Origin of the sequence: Nocardia sp. NPDC046473, assembly GCF_040645995.1 — a bacterium.
Lineage (GTDB): Bacteria > Actinomycetota > Actinomycetes > Mycobacteriales > Mycobacteriaceae > Nocardia.
Genome location: NZ_JBEYZJ010000013.1, coordinates 84,752 through 100,318, shown reverse-complemented (window position 1 = coordinate 100,318; position 15,567 = coordinate 84,752). Strand labels below are relative to the sequence as shown.

Annotated in this window: 14 protein-coding genes; 3 read left to right on the top strand and 11 right to left on the bottom strand. The window is 67.1% G+C overall.

What is annotated here, in order from left to right; genetic code table 11:
• Window positions 1-44: 44 nt before the first annotated feature.
• From ABZ942_RS39195 to ABZ942_RS39180, 4 genes are all read right to left on the bottom strand, one after another.
• Window positions 45-1,793, bottom strand: a complete 1,749-nt coding sequence (locus ABZ942_RS39195) for a penicillin-binding transpeptidase domain-containing protein (RefSeq protein WP_357391315.1) — start codon at window positions 1,791-1,793, stop codon at window positions 45-47.
• Window positions 1,794-1,866: 73 nt separating this feature from the next.
• Window positions 1,867-2,733 carry an arylamine N-acetyltransferase gene (locus tag ABZ942_RS39190; protein ID WP_357391314.1) on the bottom strand — a complete coding sequence of 289 codons (867 nt, stop codon included), beginning with the start codon at window positions 2,731-2,733 and terminating at the stop codon, window positions 1,867-1,869.
• Window positions 2,734-3,467: 734 nt separating this feature from the next.
• Entirely contained in the window at window positions 3,468-4,460 is a 993-nt protein-coding gene (locus ABZ942_RS39185; RefSeq protein ID WP_357391313.1) for a prolyl oligopeptidase family serine peptidase, read from the bottom strand.
• A gap of 458 nt (window positions 4,461-4,918) precedes the next feature.
• Window positions 4,919-6,142, bottom strand: coding sequence for an MFS transporter (locus ABZ942_RS39180; RefSeq protein WP_357391312.1), 1,224 nt, complete (start codon window positions 6,140-6,142; stop codon window positions 4,919-4,921).
• 109 nt (window positions 6,143-6,251) lie between these two features.
• On the opposite strand from ABZ942_RS39180, the gene ABZ942_RS39175 reads away from it, so the two are divergent.
• Both ABZ942_RS39175 and ABZ942_RS39170 read left to right on the top strand, forming a co-directional pair.
• Window positions 6,252-6,593, top strand: coding sequence for a helix-turn-helix domain-containing protein (locus tag ABZ942_RS39175; RefSeq protein ID WP_357391311.1), 342 nt, complete (start codon window positions 6,252-6,254; stop codon window positions 6,591-6,593).
• A 41-nt stretch (window positions 6,594-6,634) separates the two neighbouring features.
• Window positions 6,635-7,813 carry a winged helix DNA-binding domain-containing protein gene (locus ABZ942_RS39170; RefSeq protein ID WP_357391310.1) on the top strand — a complete coding sequence of 393 codons (1,179 nt, stop codon included), beginning with the start codon at window positions 6,635-6,637 and terminating at the stop codon, window positions 7,811-7,813.
• Here ABZ942_RS39170 and ABZ942_RS39165 read toward each other — a convergent pair whose 3' ends face one another.
• The 5 genes from ABZ942_RS39165 to nadA all read right to left on the bottom strand — a co-directional run bounded on the left by ABZ942_RS39165 (window position 7,814) and on the right by nadA (window position 13,793).
• On the bottom strand, window positions 7,814-8,815 hold the full coding sequence (locus ABZ942_RS39165; protein WP_357391309.1) for a prolyl oligopeptidase family serine peptidase: 1,002 nt from the start codon (window positions 8,813-8,815) through the stop codon (window positions 7,814-7,816).
• Window positions 8,816-8,892: 77 nt separating this feature from the next.
• The gene (locus ABZ942_RS39160; RefSeq protein ID WP_357391308.1) at window positions 8,893-9,894 is read right to left on the bottom strand and encodes a prolyl oligopeptidase family serine peptidase; all 1,002 of its coding nucleotides are present in this window, start codon (window positions 9,892-9,894) and stop codon (window positions 8,893-8,895) included.
• 102 nt (window positions 9,895-9,996) lie between these two features.
• Window positions 9,997-10,857, bottom strand: a complete 861-nt coding sequence (gene nadC / locus ABZ942_RS39155) for a carboxylating nicotinate-nucleotide diphosphorylase (RefSeq protein ID WP_357391307.1) — start codon at window positions 10,855-10,857, stop codon at window positions 9,997-9,999.
• Between the two features lie 100 nt (window positions 10,858-10,957).
• Window positions 10,958-12,586 carry an L-aspartate oxidase gene (locus ABZ942_RS39150; RefSeq protein ID WP_357391306.1) on the bottom strand — a complete coding sequence of 543 codons (1,629 nt, stop codon included), beginning with the start codon at window positions 12,584-12,586 and terminating at the stop codon, window positions 10,958-10,960.
• Between the two features lie 148 nt (window positions 12,587-12,734).
• A complete protein-coding gene (gene nadA / locus ABZ942_RS39145; RefSeq protein WP_357391305.1) occupies window positions 12,735-13,793 on the bottom strand; it encodes a quinolinate synthase NadA in 1,059 nt (352 codons plus the stop codon).
• 76 nt (window positions 13,794-13,869) lie between these two features.
• Between nadA and ABZ942_RS39140 the strand changes: the two genes are divergently transcribed.
• A complete protein-coding gene (locus ABZ942_RS39140; RefSeq protein WP_357391304.1) occupies window positions 13,870-14,628 on the top strand; it encodes an NUDIX domain-containing protein in 759 nt (252 codons plus the stop codon).
• Window positions 14,629-14,647: 19 nt separating this feature from the next.
• Here the strand turns inward: ABZ942_RS39140 and ABZ942_RS39135 are convergent, their stop codons facing one another.
• Window positions 14,648-14,815: a hypothetical protein gene (locus ABZ942_RS39135; RefSeq protein WP_357391303.1), complete on the bottom strand. Its 168-nt coding sequence runs from the start codon at window positions 14,813-14,815 to the stop codon at window positions 14,648-14,650.
• A gap of 160 nt (window positions 14,816-14,975) precedes the next feature.
• Window positions 14,976-15,509, bottom strand: coding sequence for a DUF1353 domain-containing protein (locus ABZ942_RS39130; RefSeq protein WP_357391302.1), 534 nt, complete (start codon window positions 15,507-15,509; stop codon window positions 14,976-14,978).
• Between the last annotated feature and the right edge of the window lie 58 nt (window positions 15,510-15,567).

Below are 15,567 nucleotides of genomic sequence, written 5' to 3'. Positions count from 1 at the left end.
GCGCCAGCACGGGCATATTCTCCGCCCAGATCGGCGCGGCGGAACTAGCGCGCCGCCCGCAGCATCCGTCCGGCCGCGTCGACCGCGGGTCCTGAGCTGTTCGCATCGTTGATGAACACGGCAAATGCCAGGTCATCGGCGATGCCGACGAACCAGCCGTGCGCGTGCGTGTCGTCGATGAATTCGGCGGTGCCGGTCTTGCCGAGCAGGCCGGGGATATCGCGCAACTGGGTCGCGGTTCCGGCGGTGACGGTCTCCCGCATCATGGCCTTGACCTGGTCGGCGACGCTCGCGGGCAGCGGAGCCGGCGTTTTGTCCGGTGTGCCGGGCTGGCCCTTGACGATGGTCGGCGCGGGCACCGAACCGTGGGCGATGGACGCGGCGACCAGTGCCATACCGAACGGTGTCGCGGTCACCTTGCCCTGACCGATGGCGGATTCGACCCGCAGGGCGGGGGTGTCGGCGGACGGCACCTTGCCGGTGACGGTGGTCAGGCCGGGTGTGACGTAGTCGATGCCGAGACCCAGTTGTGCGGCTGCGTTCGTCAGCGCGTCAGCGGGCAATTTCACGCCGAGCTCGCCCATGGTGGTGTTGCAGGAACGCGCGAACGCGGTGTGCAGCGGGACCTGGCCGAGGTCGAAATTGTTGTCGTTGGGGATCTTGCGGCCCTCGATGTTCGCGACGCCGGGGCACGGCAGCACCGTGTCCGGGGTGGCGATGCCCGCTTGCAGCGCGGCCGAGACGGTGACCGTCTTGAAGGTCGAACCCGGTGGATACAGGCCGGTGAGGGCGATCGGCCCCTGCGCGTCCGCGGCGTTGTTCTGCGCGACCGCGACGACATTGCCGGTGGACGGTTGCAACGCGACGATCGCCGCGGGCTGCGGGATCGGTGCGAGCGCCGCCTCGGCCGCCTGCTGGATGTCGATGTTCAGCGTGGACGCGATGTCCGCGGTCGGTTTGGGATCCTGGCCGCCGACGCGCTGCGTGCCGTCGCCGGTCTGTGCGCGTACTGCCCAGCCCGCGTTGTCGTCGGCGTTCTTCTGCCACAGTTCGGCCAGGCCGGACAGGGTGGGCGAGGCGAGGGACTTGTCGGTGGTGAGCAACCGGGTCTGCGGCGCGAGCGTCACTCCGGACATGCCGGACAACTGCGCTCGGATCGGCGCGATATCGGCGTCGCGCAGGCTGATCGCGGTGATCGGTTTGCCCTGCGCCCCAGCGAGATCGGCCTGCAGCGACTGCGCGGTGATGCCAGGCGAGATCGGGCCGAGCAGCCCGGCGAGCGCGGCGGTGTCGGCGCCGGGACTCACGTTCACCAGCGTGACCACCTGCTGGGCCATCAACTCACCGCCGGCGGAATCGAGGATGCGGGCGGGCTGCGGGTAGACCGGGCTGTAGCTGAGCGGGCCTGCGGCCAGGCCCGGCGCGACCGTGTCCGGGTTCCACTTGACCTTCCAGCCGTCGCTGTCGGCCGCGGTGCCGGTGGTGGTGTAGGTCCACTCGGATTTGCCGTCCTTGCCGAGCTTCCAGGTGGCGGCCAGCGTGAAGGTGTTCTTGTCGATCGAGCGGACGTCGAAGCGCACCTCCTTGCCGAGGCCGTCGTAGAGCTTGCCGAGGGTGTCGGCGGCCTTCGTCGGGTCGTCGGTGAGCTTGGCCGCGGCGGCGACGTCGTCGCGGTTCAGCGCGTCGGCGAACTGGCCTGCGACGGTGTCGGGCTGGTCCGGGCCGGACGAGCACGCGGCGAGCACGAGGGTGGGTGCGGCGAACAGGACGAGGTAATTCCGGCGGGTACGCACCCCGCCGACTGTATCTGCCGACCCCGGCCGGGTGGGCGAGGCGGTGCCGGGGTCGATCGCTCGCATGGCCGGTTCAGGCGGTGCGCCAAGAGCCGGTGGCCAGCGCGGCGGCGTCGGTCTCGCTGAGGTCGATGTCGAACTCCTCGGCGAGGATCTTCGGCAATTCGGTCGCCTCGATCAGGCGGGTTTCGCTGGTTCCGTCGGGGCGCTCGGTGGTGAAGGTGGTGCCGTCGACGATCAGGTGGATGTCGGGGCCGAACCGTTGTACGTAGGGGCGGGTGGTGAACGGTGAGCGCGGCGAGGTCGAGACGAAGTGGTTGCCGACCGCGAAGTCGATGCGGTACTGCGGGGCCGTCGGGAAGGTGTAGCGGCTGATCCAGCCATCCTTGCCGAACTGGTGCAGCACCCACAGCTCGGTGTCCAGCTCGCCACGGGTCAGCTCCAGCCGGAACTGCCAGTCGCCCGCCGTGAATTCGCCTGTTTCGGTGGACAATTCGAACGGCTCGAGCGGACCGGAGCCGAATCCGACGTCGCACAACCACACTCGGTCGTCGTCGCTGGTCGTCACCCGCAGCAGGGCGTGCGTCGAGGGGCGCAGCCCCTCGTCCGCCCCCATCGTGACTCGCGCACTCAATGCCGTGATGCCGAAGCCGAGTCGCTCCAGCGCCGCCGCGAACAAGCCGACCTGCTCATAGCAGTATCCGCCGCGACGTCGCCGAACCAACTTGTCCTGCAACGACTCCAGATCGAGCACGATCGGGCGGCCGAGCAGGATCTCCAGATTCTCGAACGGAATCGAGGTGGTATGCGCTCGCACCAACTTCCGCAGCGTCTCCACCGTCGGTGCCCGGTCGCCGTCGAACCCGATTCGCGTCAGATACCCGTCGAGGTCCAGTTCCGCGCCATCCCAGTGGTACGCCGGATCCGTCGGCTTACTCATGTCACCCTCACTTCGTCGTCGGTGTCGTCAACGTCAACCGCAGCTGGTCGCGATCCTGTTCCCGTCGGCGTGTGGGCTTCGCCATGTCAACACCGATCCGCAACAAGGCAATAATCCTTCACCGTCGCGACACCACTGGCCAGCTGTTATCACGCGGTGAGTGCCGTTCGGAACGATCGGGCGGCGCAATGCCGTTCGGAACGGTCGGGCGGCGGGATGCCGTTCGAACCGATCAGGCGACGCAGTGCCGTTCGGAACGATCGGGCGGCGCGATGCCATTCGAACCGATCAGGTGGCGCAGTGCCATCCGAATCGAACAGGCGACGTAATGCCGTTCGAACCGATCAGGTGGCGCAGTGCCGTTCGGAACGATCACACAGCACCCGGCCGTTCGGAACGATGAGGCGGGTCAATGCCATTCGGATCGATCACGCGATACGGTGTCGTTCAATCTGACCCGCCGGTGCCCACCGCTCGAACAGACCACGCGACGCAATACCATCCGAACCGACCACACAGCACCCGGCCGTTCGGAACGATGAGGCGGGTCAATGCCATTCGGATCGATCACGCGATACGGTGTCGTTCAATCTGACCCGCCGGTGCCCACCGCTCGAACAGACCACGCGACGCAATACCATTCGAGCCAACCACGCAGCACCGCACCATTCGAACCGACCACACAGCACCGCACCATTCGAACCGACCACGCAACACCGCACCATTCGAGCCGATCAAGCGGCGCATTTGGCGTTCGGTGGCGCGGCAGGTCCAGTGGCGATGCCGTGCGCGATGTCCACCAAGTAGTCGCGATCGGGGCCCTCCGCGGGTTCCGTGCCGAGGATCAGGCGCTCGACTACGCAGCCGCCCTCGAAGAAGGCCGGGCCGACGCTATGGTCGCCAGGGACCACGGCTCCGTTCAGGTCGTGGCCGGTGACGATGGTGTACATCGAGGTGGGTTTGCCTGCGGCGAGCAGCCCGGCGCGCATCTCGAGCGTCACTGGATAGGGCACGACGTCGTCGCCGGTGCCGTGGATCAGAAACGCGCGGCGCACGTCCATTCGACCGGCCAGCAGTGCGGGCGAGCGCTCGATGTAGGCCTGCGGACAGACGAGCGGTGTGCAGCCACCCGCGTCCCGCTCGATCTGCGCGGGCAGCTTGGGATCGACCGACGCCGAAGCCAACCACATCGTGAAATCGTCTGCGGGACCGTAATTGTCGACCCAGTAGTCGAACAGCCCACGCGGCCCGTGCGCCGCCGCGAGCCCACTCATGATGCCGCCCTGACTCCAACCCCACAGCACCGTGCGCCCGATGGAACGGTGCTCGTCCTTGTACCACTGGGTTGCGGCAACGATGTCACGCCAGCCCGCCCACAAATTCCACTCGCCGGTACGCCACACACTGCTCGCCGACCGCAGATCCATCGAAAGCACCGGAGTTCCGGTACGCCGAGAGATCGACGTCAGATACCCCTCATAGTCCGCGGCCGACCCATCATGCCCGTGCACCGCGACAACCAGATCCGTCGGCGCGAATTCACCCCCGCCACACCGACTCGGCTCATACACCCGCCCCGTAGCGTCCTCACCGTCGACGGTCAACGTCACCGGCCGCACCACCACCTCCGCCACACACCCCGGCTCAGCCGAAACCGAAGGTGCGACAGCACTCACCACCGCAGCCACCAGCGCACCCACCGCCACCAGTACATATCCGCGCCTCATCCTCGAATAATGGCACGCCACCACACCAGAACCGACGCACGCGCCGAACCACCACCACCGCGCCAGACAACCCGGGCTCGAACCTTCCTCCCGCACCAGCGAACCCTGCCACCCCATCGAATCGAGTCATATGGTCGCTTAAAGATCTTCAACTACAACCATTTGACTCGCCTCGATGACATCAACGACCATTTGACTCGCCTCGATTTCCCCAGCCTCTTTCAACCGGACCACAGCCAGTCCTCACGCTGGAACACGAGCGTTGCCCATCACAGGCTGCGGAAGAGAAAGCCGGGGACCCACCTGACGTGCTCAGCACTTGGTCATTCCCTTGGATAGGTATACCTATCCGGGCAAGTGCACCTAAGGATTTCCCAAGGTGACCAGCTCAATGAGCTGAAGACCTATCCACGTTTTCCTGTGAGTAGTGCTGGGCGCGTCGTGTGCCGTACCCGACTTTAGGTGCACGTCAGGCGCGTGATGTCGCGTTGTGGAGGGAACGCGACGATGGTGCCGCCCGTGATCGCTGCTGCGCTTACTGCGATTGCGAAGGTTGTTGTGCCGGCGGTTAGACCGATTGTGTCGCTGAGGAATCCGGCGCTGAGCGGGAGGATGGCGGCGGGTAGGTAGCCGCCGATGTTCTGGGCGGCGTTGGCCTCGGCGAGGCGATCGGCGGGGACGCTGGCGCTGATCGCGGTGAGGCCGCCGAATTGGCCTAGGCCCTGGCCGATTCCGGCGAGGATGGCAGCCGTCGCGAACAAGGTGAGCGATGACAGTTGCAGTGACAGCACCAAGGTCAGCATGCTTGCCGTCGTCGCGGCTGCGCCGCCGAGCAGGATCGTGCGTACCGGCAGGCGACGAACGGCGAACTGAATGCCGGTGGCGCCCAGGAACATCACGAAGGCCAGGCCGCCTGCGAGCACGCGGTTGGTGGCGCCGAGAAGATGCGCGAGCAGCGACGGGCCCAGTGACAGCACGAACGAGGTCGAGGTGATGCCCGGCGCGAACACCGCGATACCGAGCAGCACGGCCGTGCGTCCGCCCGGTGCCACGGCGGGAATCCGAATCCACGGGCCGCGCCCGCCGACGCCCTTCGGCAGGTTCAGCCGGGCGACCACCACGAAAGCCGTAGCGAGCAGCCCGATTTCGAGAACAAAGATGGTCACCGTCGGGCCGGGCACGGTCTCCGACAGCACACCGGACAGCAGCGGCCCGAACCCGGCGCCAAGCACCATCGCCGACGAAGCGGCCAGTGCGGCAACCCGTTTGCGCTCCGGCCCGCCCACATCGGTCACCGCCGCCATGCCCGCGGACACCGCCGCGCCCACCGCGATGCCGGTGAGCAGCCGCGCAACGGCAAGCACCGCAACCGAACTCGCGGTGGCGAAGAGCACACAGGCCACCATCGCCAGCGCCATCGCGGGCAACAGCACCGGCTTGCGGCCGACCCGATCCGACACCACACCGACGACCAACAGCGCACCGAGCAGTCCGACTATGTAGCTGGCGAAGATCACCGTCAACGTGCCGGACGAGAAGCCGAGCTCACGCTGCCACACCACATACAGCGGCGTCGCCGCGTTCGACAGCACGAACACCGCCATGACCGGCCAGGCCGCCAGCCACACGATGCCGTTCGTCGCCCGTGCCACCGCTTCCCGGTGCTCAGTCACCGTCGTCATCCCGACCTCCATTAGTTCGACTTTTCTCGTACAGATACGAACGGAGTCGAACTTAGCATCTAGTACGATAAAACACGTACAAGGCACCTACCGCCCGAGGAGACCCGCGATGCCATCGGTCACCGATGTCCCCGACACCCGACTCCCCGAGCCGGATCGCGCCGACCTACGCCTCGATCACGTGCTCGCCGCACTCAGCGACCCACTGCGGCTGACCATGATTCAGAAGCTGCTGATCGAATCCCCGCACACCGACCGCTCCTGCGGCTGGTTCGACATCGACCGGCCGAAATCGACCCTCACCCACCACTTCCGGGTGCTGCGCGAAGCAGGCGTGACCAGGCAGCAGCGCTACGGACTGGAGCGCCGAAGCAAGGTACGCATCGATGACCTCGACGCTCGCTTCCCCGGCCTGCTCAACCTGGTCCGCGACTGGCAACCCGAGCACTGACGGCCGAATCGTTCGGCGGCCGAGCCCGCTAAGATTCGCTTATGCGTTCGATTGATGTGGCCGAGCGGCAGGCTCGGCTCGCGGTGCGGCACCGGCTCGCGGCGGCGACCCGCACCGATCAGATCACCGAGATCGCCCGGTCGCTGGTGGTGCTGCACGCGACCGATCCGGCGACCGTATACCTGTCCGTCGGCGCCCGCAGCCACACCGTCACCCCGGCAGACGTGGAGCAGACGCTCTACGACGAGCGGACGCTGCTGCGCATGCTGGCGATGCGGCGGACCATGTACGTCGCGCCCACCGAGCTGGTCCCGGTGTTGCAGGCGTCGTGCGCGGATGCGTTGGCGCACAAGCAACGTCGCACCTACGGTAAGTACATCGAGCAGTCCGGAGCGGTCGACGGCGACGTGCAGAGCTGGCTCAGCGAGGTCGAAGCCGAAACACACGACGCGCTGCTCACCAGGGGCGCGGCCACCGGCATACAGCTGAGCAAGGATGTACCGCGGCTGCGTACCCAGGTGAATACCGCTCCGGGTAAGGCATATTCGAAGCCGACCAACATCACCACCTGGGTGCTGTTGACCCTCGGCTGCGAAGGCCGGATCGTCCGCGGCCGCCCGAAAGGCAGCTGGACCAGCAGCCAATACACCTGGGAGCCCATCGAATCCTGGCTGCCCCAGGGCGTTCCGGCGATGCCCGCCGAACAGGCTCGCGCCGAACTGCTCCGGCAATGGCTGTACGCCTTCGGTCCCGCACCGATCACCGACCTCAAGTGGTGGACCGGCTGGGGCCTCGGCGAAGTCCGCAAAGCGCTCACCGATCTCGACGTGGTCGAGGTCGACCTGGACGGCAGCACCGGACTGCTGCTCGCCGATGACCTGGAACCCGTTGCGGCACCGGAACCTTGGACCGCGCTGCTGCCCGCCCTCGATCCCACTCCGATGGGCTGGCAGTCCCGCGACTGGTACCTCGGCCCGCACGCGCCAGCCCTGTTCGACACCAACGGCAATGTCGGACCGACCATTTGGTGCAACGGCCGCATCGTCGGCGGTTGGGCGCAGCGCACCGACGGCGAAATCGTCTATCGCTTACTGGAAGACGTGGGCACCGACGCCGTCGCGATGATCGAAGCGGAGGCCGCGCGCACCACCGAATGGTTCGGTGGCGTGCGCGCTATCCCCCGTTTCCGCACCCCATTACAACGCGAACTGACCGCGTGATCACCCTGTGCAGGTCGCACCCGGCGGTGGCGGCGGCGCGGTGTCGACACCGGCCAGCACGTTGATGGTGTAGTCCCGAGCCGCGCCATCCAATGGTTCCAGCCCCTCGGCCACCCGCTCGACGATGCAGATACCCTGCTGCCAGGTCGGCCCGACGTCGTGCAGGCCGGGTTGAATGCTCCCGTCCGGACCTCGCTCGGTGACCACCGTGTACATCGAATACGGCTTGCCCGCCACCGCCAACGCGTTCTTCAGATCGACCGAATGCTGGTATGGCACATCGAAATCGAAGAGCCCGTGGATCAGGAAGGTGCGCTCGGCGTCCAGCTTCGGCGCGATGGCGACCAGTGAGCGGTCGGTGTAGGCCTGCGGACATTCCCGCGGTGTGCAACCACCCGCGTCGTGCTCGATCTGCGCCCGCTGCGCCGGAAAGAACGCGCTGCTGAGATTCCAGTAGTCGACGACGTTCGTCGGAGCGAACGCGTCGACCCAATAGTCGAACAGCCCGGCAGGCCCATACGCCAACGCCAAGCCGGCCGTCAGTCCGCCTTGGCTCCACCCCCACAGCACGGTCTTCCCGATCGACGGATGCTCGGTCTTGTACTGCTGCGTGAATGCCACCGTGTCGTGCCAACCGGCCCACGGATTGAACTCGCCGGGTTTCCACACACTGTTTTCGGCGCGCTGATCCAAGGTCAGCAGGGCAGCTCCGGTGCGTCGAACCATCCCGGACATGACGTCCGGATAGGACGCAGCCGTCTCGCTGTAACCATGCACCGCGACGATGAGGCTGCGCGGAGCGAGGTCGCCAGGGCTACACCGGTACGGCTCGTACACCCGCCCGGTCGCCTGTTCACCGTCGACAGTCGCCGCGACCGTCCGCACGGCCACGTCCCCAGCACAGTCCGGCTCAGCCGACACTGACGGCGCGACCAGCCACGACGCGACCAGCATGGTCACGATCGACAACAACCACGCAAGCGCGCGACGGCCACCAGTCATCACCGCATCGTACCCAGCCACGGCAACTACTCGGCTAACAACCGGAGACCGCAGCCGTCCGCTCGGAGTCGGCCACGTCACGCCGCGCAGGTCGCGCCCGGCGGCGACGCGGGCGCGGTGTCGACACCCGCCAGCACATCGGTGACGTACTCGCGGACCGCACCGTCCAACGGCTCGAGATCCGTGAGCACTCGCTCCACCACGCAGGCCCCTTGGAACCAGACCGGGCCGATCCAGTGCGTCCCCGGCAATACGGCCCCGTCCGGACCGCGCCCGGTCACCACCGTGTACATCGAGTACGGCTCCCCCGCCACCGCGAGTGCGTTCTTCAGATCGAGCGAATGCTGGTACGGGACAATCGGATCCGCGGTGCCGTGCACCAGGAACACGCGTTGCGCGGTCATCTTCGCCGCGAGCGCTGCCGTGGAGCGGTCCGCGTACGCCTGCGGACAGACCGCGGGCGTACAGTCTCCGGCGTCTCGCTCGATCTGCGATACCTGCGGCAGCCTCAGCGTGTTGCCCAGATTCCAGTAGTCGACGGTGTTCGACGGGCCCGCCGTATCGACCCAATAGTCGAACAACCCAGCAGGTCCATAAGCCAATGCCAGCCCACTCGTCATGCCACCCTGGCTCCACCCCCACAAGACCGTCTTGCCGACCGACGGATGCTCGTTCTTGTACCACTGCGCGGTGGCCACCACGTCATGCCAACCGGCCCACGGATTCCACTCCCCCGTTTTCCACACGCTGTCCCCGCCGCGCTGATCGAGCGTCAGCAACGTCGCGCCGGTTCGCCGCGCGATCGCGGACATGACGTCCGGATAGTCACCGGACTTCTCGTTGAAACCGTGCACCGCGATGATCAACCGCTGCGGCGCGAGATCTCCGGGCGCGCACTGAAACGGCTCGTAGGCCCACCCGTTCGACTGTTCCTTATCAACGGCGACCGCGATCGGCCGCATCGCTACGTCCCCCGCGCAGTCGGGCTCGGCAGCCGCCGACGGCGCAGCGAGCCACGACAGCGCAAGCATTGTCACGATCGACAGCACCGAGGCAAGCAGACGACACCCACCGTTCATCCCGGCATGGTGACACCCGCCGACCGGATTGCGCTGTGTATCAACGGGAAAGCGACCAAGACGAGACAACACGTCTTTTGATCGGCCCCCGAGGTCGTTCCGCTACATGTCCAAGCCCAGGTCGAGCACCCGCACCGAGTGGGTGAGCGCGCCGACGGCGAAGTAGTCGACGCCGGTCCCCGCATACTCGGCGGCCACCTCGAGGCTGAGTCCACCGGAGGATTCGAGCTTCGTCTCAGGCGCTACCGCGTTGCGGCGTTGCACGGCGGCCTGGGTCTGCCACAGCGGGAAGTTGTCGAGCAGCACGAGTTCCACGTTCTCGGCGAGGACGGCATCGAGTTGTTCGAGGCTGTCGACCTCCACCTCGCAGGCGATGTCGGGGGCCAGCGCGCGGACCGCGCGCAGCGCCTCGACCACCGAGCCCGCCGCGACGACGTGGTTGTCCTTGATCAGCGCGGCGTCACCGAGACCCATCCGGTGGTTCACGCCGCCGCCGACCCGGACCGCGTACTTCTGCAGCGCGCGCAGGCCGGGCAGGGTCTTGCGGCTGTCCCGGATCTTGCAGTTCGTGCCCGCGACCTCATCGACCCAGGCGGCGGTCGCGGTGGCGATGCCGGAGAGGTGACAGACCAGGTTGAGCATGGTGCGTTCGGCGGTGAGCAGGCCGCGGGTGGGCGCGATCAGGGTGAGCACGGATTGTCCTGGGGTGACTCGGGTTCCGTCGGCGACGCGTCCGGTGACCTCGTAGTTCCCCGCGCCGATCACCTCGTCGAGCACCAGCAATCCGACGTCGAGACCGGCAACCGTCCCCGCCTGCCGCGGCACCACCGACGCCTTCACCACCGCGTCGGCGGGCACCGTCGCCGCGGTCGTGATGTCCGGGCCGTAGCGCAGGTCCTCATCGAGCGCGGTCCGAATGAGGGCAACCACCTCATCCCGAACCAACCCACTATCCAGAGCCATCAACCACTCCTCTATCTATTCGTCGTACGTAACGAGGTCGAGTGGCACACCATGGCGGGATCTTCTCGCTGTTTGCCACTCGATCGCATCGGTCGGGGGTTTATCGGTCGAGCCGGGGGCGACCGTCTACGTCCAGGACGACCGGCAGGCTGTGCCGGAGCCGGTCGTCCGGGGCGGGATGGTCGGAACGGGTGTGGCAGCCACGACTTTCGGTGCGGGCGGAGGCGGCGAGCAGCAACGTGCGCGCCGTCAGGGTGAGAGCCGCATCCTCGATTCCCGCTATGTGCCGCGCGATCTCGGTACCGGGAGTCGCCTGCGGTCCCGGCCGTCCCGCAGTCTCGGCGAGACCGTCGAAACTCGGCCCGGAGGATCCTGTTTCGCGTTGCGTCACGGCGTCTTTCATGCGCTTGACGGCTTCGTCCAGCCCGGCACGGTCGCGCACGACCGAGGCGTGGTCGGTCATCAGTTGCTGCAGCACATCACGATCCGCGCGTTCGACGATCCGGGTAGGTACGTCGGTCACTCGGGCGCGCTCGCCGAGACGCTCGGCAGCCGCCGCACCGACGCGTTCGCCGACGACGAGACCTTCGAGCAAGCTGTTGGACGCCAAGCGATTCGCGCCGTGCAGGCCGGTGCGCGCCACCTCGCCCGCGGCGTAGAGACCAGCGACCGCAGTGCGCCCATGCGGGTCGGTCACCACCCCGCCGCATTGATAGTGCGCCGCGGGAGCAACCGGGATCAGGTCGGTCTGCGGGTCGATGCCCGCGGCCCGACAGGAGGCGGTGATCGTCGGGAACCGTTGTGGGAAGCCATCAATGGCGCGCGCATCGAGGTAGACGTGATCCGTGCCGAGGGCACGCATACGAGCCGCGATGGCACGCGACACCACGTCGCGGGGAGCCAGGTCACCGCGCGGATGAATCCCGGCGGTCACCGAATCACCTTCGGAGTCCACCAGAATGCCGCCCTCGCCGCGTACGGCCTCGCTGATCAGCGGCCGACGTCCGACCCCACCCGGCGTGTACAGCACGGTCGGATGGAACTGCAAGAACTCGAGATCCGCCACCGCGGCACCGGCCCAGAGCGCGAGTGCGACACCGTCAGCCGTCGCGCCCGGCGGGTTGGTGCTGAGCGCGTAGAGCTGACCGAGACCACCTGTCGCCAGCAGCACCGCCGGTGCGTGGACGACACCGAATCCCTTGTCGGACAACGCCAGAATGCCCTGCACGCCACTGGGACCGGTGCGGACCTCGCAGGCCGCCGCACCGAACAGCACCGGCAGCCCAGCGGTATTCAGCGCGCGTTGCACCTCCGCACCGGTGGCATCACCGCCCGCGTGGATGATGCGCCGGGTGCTGTGTCCGCCCTCGCGGGTCCGCGAAATCTGCCCGTCCCGACCCAGATCGAACACGGCGCCCAGGTCGGTCAGCGCCGCGACCGCGGCCTGTCCGCCTTCAACGATGGATCGCACGGCGTCGACGTCACACAGCCCGGCACCGGCCTCGACCGTGTCCTGCACGTGCGACTCCACCGAATCACCGTGCGGCGCAACAACAGCGATCCCACCCTGCGCGTACTGGGTGGACGTATCGGTGGCGCCACCCTTGCTGAGCGTGAGCACCCGCAGACCACGCAGCGACGCGGTGCGCGCCGCGGTGAGTCCCGCGACGCCGCCACCGATCACCACCAGATCGGCCTCGGTCTCCCAATCGATCGACACTGGAGTCATCAGCCCGTGCCTCTCTGTGCTTTTCGCGGATTACCCGCGCCGAGAATGCGGGTTCGGCCGACCGTCCCGGCTTTCGCCGAGACGACCGCGTGCTGCCGAACCTGCTGGAACCGCCGTCCGACCACCGCCCGCAGGGCAGCGGTCGGCGTCATTCACCACCGCCCGGCGTGCCGATCTCGATCATTCGCTGCACCGAATTACGTCCGCGCGCAGCGGTTTCCAGATCGACATGGACCTCGTCGCGGCCCTCGACCAGGCAGCGCAGCAGCGCCGCCGGGGTGATCATCTTCATGTACTTGCACGACGCCCGGTCGTTCACGGCTTGGAAGTCGATGCCGGGGGCGGCCTTTCGCAGCTGGTGCAGCATGCCGATCTCGGTGGCGACCAGTACCTGGGTCGACAGCCCACGCTGCTGCTGCACCTGCTTGGCCGCGTCGATCATGCCGCCGGTGGACAGGATGTGCACCCGCTCGGCCGGGAACGCGCCCTCGCCCGCCAGGTACAACGCCGAAGTGGCGCAACCGCATTCGGGATGCACGAACAGGTCCGCGTCCGGGTGGGTGCGCGCCTGCTCGGTCAGCTCGTCGCCGTTGATGCCCGCGTGCACGTGGCATTCGCCGGCCCAGATGTGCATGTTCTCCCGGCCGGTGACCCGCTTGACATGCGCGCCGAGGAACTGATCCGGCAGGAAGAGCACCTCGCGGTCCGGGTCGATCGAGGCGACCACGTCGACCGCGTTGGACGAGGTGCAGCAGATGTCGGTGAGCGCCTTCACTTCCGCGGTGGTGTTCACGTACGACACCACCACCGCGTTCGGGAATTCGGCCTTCCAGGAACGCAAGTCGTCCGCGGTGATGGAATCCGCGAGCGAGCAGCCTGCCCGCTGATCGGGAATCAGGACGGTCTTGGCGGGGCTGAGGATCTTCGCGGTCTCGGCCATGAAGTGCACGCCACAGAACACGATCGTGTCCTCCGGCGCCTCCGCGGCGATGCGGGACAATGCCAGCGAGTCGCCGACGTGATCGGCCACGTCCTGGATCTCCGGCAACTGATAGTTATGCGCGAGGATCGTCGCGTTTCGTTCGCGGGCCAGTCGCTTGATCTCCTGCGCCCACTCGGGGGTTGCTTCGACACCACTGAACCCCGACGGCCCGTCGAACACCTGCCCCATCAGCGGAGGCGCCAGTTTCGCACCCATAGTCGCCATGATGGCTCCCTTCGTCGTGCGAGTGGCTACTCCGCCGATTCGCACCAAACCAGGTTTTCGACTTATAATCGAAAACGTGGCCCATAGTAGCACTATCCACGAATCGCTCACCGCGGTGTTCCAGGTTCGCCGCTTCCCCGCGAACGTCGCCGCAGGTCCAAGCCCTGCCGACGCCGGAAACGAGGTTATCGGTCGGTGCCCGCCTGGACAGCGGACTGAATTGGCGGTGCTGCTCTGGGAGCGCGCGCTCGACCCGCAAAAGGGCACCTGGTCGCTTCCCGGCGGCCGGTTGCGCGACGACGAGGACCTCGACACCTCGGCCCGTCGCCAGCTCGCGGAGAAGGTCGATGTGCGTGAACTGGCCCATCTCGAACAGCTGTCGGTTTTCAGCGCGCCCGACCGCGTGCCCGCCCCGCGCCGCATCGCCTCGGCCTATCTCGGCCTGGTGCCGCTCACAGCAGACCCGCAGCTACCCGACGACACCGCCTGGCATCCGCTCTCCGCGCTGCCCCTCATGTCCTTCGACCACGGCACCGTCGTCGACCACGCCCGTACCCGCCTGGCCGCCAAACTCTCCTACACGAATATCGCGTTCGCACTCGCCCCCGCCGACTTCACTATGTCCACGCTGCGCGAAATCTACTGTGCCGCACTCGGTTACGACGTGGACACAACAAACCTGCAACGAGTCCTGTCCCGCCGCAAGGTAATCACCCCCACCGGCAAGACCCGAGCCCCCGGCCGCGCGGGCGGCCGTCCCGCCGCCGTCTACCGCTACACCGACTCCGGCATCCGCGTCACCGACGAATTCGCCGCCCTGCGCCCACCGACCTGACAATCTCAGGCGAAGCGCACTATTCGGCGATCGCCTTCCGATGCTTACTCCCCCGCCGATACCGCCGCTTGTTCGCCACCGGCTGCGCGGCACTACTGCGCCGCAACGCATCCCGCCGCCGCCAAGCCACCAGATCAGCCCGCTCCTGCTCGACCGGCAGATCCGCCGCCTTCGTATTCTCGTTCACTACCGGACCCCCTTCCACAGGCCGACCAACCCGGCAACGCTACCTCCACCCCCAACACCCTCTCCAGCCAATTATTCCGTGCAGCGGCTGATCAGCCAGGGCCCACTACGAGCAGCCGCACAACCAAGCGACATGCCGGAAGCGCTACCCCGAGACCGACTCAGGCGGTCTTCATCTGTGGCGCGGGTGGCGGTTCCACGGTGCGGGTGAAGAGTCGGTCGCCACACCAGAACGCCAACTCCACCAACCAGAACAGCGCCAGGAACACCTGCACGACTATCACCGGAATCGCCAGGAACACCACGGATGGCACGGCGATCAGTAGCCACATCGCGACATCGCCGAAGCTCGCGCCACGCAAGCCGCTGCCCAATCGCACTCCCGCCCACATCATCCAGCGCCGCGCGTAGGGCACATTCAGTTCGCGCAGGCAGCGCCGGAAGAGGCCGTCCGCGTCCGCCACCTCCACCGCATTCGAGCTGCGCAGGAAATCGTGCAGGATAGCGGCGCGAGTGTAGGCGCCGTAGCGGGGCACGAGCCACACCAAAGCGCGTGGCACCGAGGCGAAGTCGGTCCGGAACCCGGCGGGGATCACGAATTCTTGGGAATCACCTTGATAGACGAGCGGTTCGACCACTCGCCAGAACTTGGCGTCGAGCTCCTCGACCACCAGCCCGCTACCGACGAACGCCACGACTCGTTCCTCTCTGAACGCACAGCGTGTCCCACAATTCTAGGCTCTTTTGGTACGC